Source organism: Streptomyces sp. UNOB3_S3, from assembly GCF_020740895.1.
Classification (GTDB): Bacteria; Actinomycetota; Actinomycetes; order Streptomycetales; family Streptomycetaceae; genus Streptomyces.
Genome location: NZ_JAILXP010000670.1, coordinates 1 through 1573 on the forward strand (window position 1 = coordinate 1; position 1573 = coordinate 1573).

Sequence of the window (1573 nt, forward strand, 5' to 3'; positions counted from 1 at the left end):
GGGTGGTGGGACCGGCGGGGGCGGCAAGGACGGCGGCGGCCCGGTCACGGAGGCGGGCCCGCGCCACAAGCTCGTCACCCCCGACACGATCCTGGCCGGCGAGTACCGCAAGGAGACCGGCGCGGACCTGCCGGTGCTGGGCTCGGACGAGAAGGCCGACCTCCGCCACATGGGCGTCGCCGACCCGGAGACCATCTCGGGCGCGTACGAGACGGGCAGCCCGGGGCCGACGCAGAAGAAGGTCCGCTTCACCGGCGCCTGGGGCCGCATCAAGACCCCGGAACGCGTCGTGGACGGCATGTTCGCGTCGCTGGGCGCCGCGCTCAAGAGGGACGACGGCGACGGCGAGGGCCGCATGGAACTCGAGGGCACCGCGGAGCGCGTCACCCCCTCCGGGCTGGACGACGGCGCGGTGATGAAGTGCCAGCACACCCACCTGGTCGGCACCACCGCCCCGGGCGGCAAGCCCATCACGATGCAGATGTGCGTCTGGGCCGACCACAGCACGACGGAAGCGGTGTTCAGCCTGGACACGGCGGCGGTCCTGGCGGGGAAGAAGGTCCCCCTGGCGGAGGCGGCGGAGCTGACGTCGAAGGTGCGCAAGGACACGCGGGTGGAGCTGACGAAGTGACGCGCCGTCGCGTGCGGGCCGCGGCGACGCCGGCGGGGACGGCCCTGCTGACCCTGCTGACGCTGACGGCCCTGGCAGGCTGCGACAGCGCCGACCACAACTCCGCGAGCCCCGCGAAGGCGATTCCGTCTGCCACTGCCACAACGTCGCCAAGCCCATCGCGGCACTACCGCCTGACGACACCGGACACGATCCTGGACGGCCGCTACGAGAAGGCACCCGGGGACGGGGACGACAAGGACGTGGCCGGGGACCAGGTGAGCCGGGCGATGTTCCTCCTCGGGGTGACGAACGGACAGCGGGTGCACGCCGTGTACACGACTGAGCTCCGCAAGAACATGAGCTTCACCGGCATCTGGGGCCGGGTCGAGGACCCCGAACGCTCGGTCGACATGCTGTTCCTGAGCGCGGCGACGGCGGCGAAGAAGGACAAACGCCTCAGCACGTTCACCTGGTCGGGCCGCCCGCAGAGGCTCACGCCCGACGGCCTCGACCGGGACACGGTGCTGAAGTGCCAGGGCACGCGCTTCACCCTCGCGGGCACCGACGACAAGCCGACGCACATCAGAACGCTGTGCGTGTGGGCCGACCACGACACGGTCGGTACGGTCTCCCTGGCCGACGCGTCGTTCGCCCGTTACGGGCGTGACATCCCCCTCGACCGGGCGGCCGAACTCACCGCCGGCCTCCGCCACGACACCCGCACGGCCGTCTCGCAGTAGCACATACGGGACTTGTTCCGAAACCGTTGCGGGCCCGAGGTAAAGCCGGAATAAGCCATCGGGAAAGATGGCGCGGAGCTGTCGCGTGTCGCGTGAGAGAACTGCGTCGAAGAGGAACTGATGAGCTACCCCCAGCCGGGCCCGTACGGCCAGCAGCCGCCGCCCAACCCGTACGGCCAGGGCGGCGCCCCCGGCCAGCCCGGCTACGGCTACCCCCAGC

Annotated in this window: 1 protein-coding gene and 1 pseudogene; both read left to right on the forward strand. The window is 71.3% G+C overall.

The window, feature by feature from the left end:
• A pseudogene (locus tag K6I33_RS34880) lies at positions 1-631 on the forward strand (hypothetical protein); the annotation flags it as partial.
• A complete protein-coding gene (locus K6I33_RS34885; protein ID WP_229358803.1) occupies positions 628-1353 on the forward strand; it encodes a hypothetical protein in 726 nt (241 codons plus the stop codon). The pseudogene K6I33_RS34880 and the gene K6I33_RS34885, both read left to right, overlap by 4 nt.
• Positions 1354-1573 lie beyond the last annotated feature (220 nt).